Annotated in this window: 1 protein-coding gene; it reads left to right on the top strand. The window is 37.9% G+C overall.

What is annotated here, in order from left to right; all coding sequences use genetic code 11:
- Positions 1–176: 176 nt before the first annotated feature.
- Positions 177–588 (top strand): bleomycin resistance protein (locus tag CXF74_RS21610; RefSeq protein WP_101084701.1); only part of this gene is annotated, 412 nt, incomplete at its 3' end.

Genomic DNA, 588 nt, shown 5'->3' with positions numbered 1-588 from the left:
CCACCTGATCCTCATAAGGCTACGCCATACTTGCACATAAATGTAGTTTGGCTTAGTTGACAAAAAGCTAACAAGTTGCTTAAACGGAAAAATAACAGTTGGCCATCGCTTCGCGATTATATCCAACGGTTCTTTTCCGTATACAAGGCGTTATGCGCCAACCGTAGAGAAAATGTATGTCCAGTTTCAAATTGGTTCCAGAGTTGTATTGTGAAGATATTGAAGTCACTAAAAAGTTCTATGTTGATGTGTTTGGCTTTGAAGTGAAATACGAAAGAGCTGAAGAAGAGTTTGTATATTTCACTTTAAATAACGTTGATATAATGGTTGAAGGGATAAATGGAGTCGGTCGTAGATGGCTTACTGGTGAAATGGAAAAGCCTTATGGTAGAGGTGTAAATTTCCAATGGGATGTTTCTGAAATAGATCAATTGTATTCTAGAGTGAAAGCATCCGTACCTGACTCTATTTTCCTTGAAATGGAAACTAAAGAATACCAATGCGCAGATCAAATAGCTGTACAGAAGCAATTTATTGTTCAAGACCCCGATGGTTATTTATTTAGGTTCTGTTGCGACAATTCAGGCG

It is taken from the genome of Psychromonas sp. Urea-02u-13, from assembly GCF_002835995.1.
Lineage (GTDB): Bacteria > Pseudomonadota > Gammaproteobacteria > Enterobacterales > Psychromonadaceae > Psychromonas.
The sequence above is the reverse complement of the archived record's forward strand: the minus strand, read 5'-3'. Positions and strand labels throughout refer to the sequence as shown.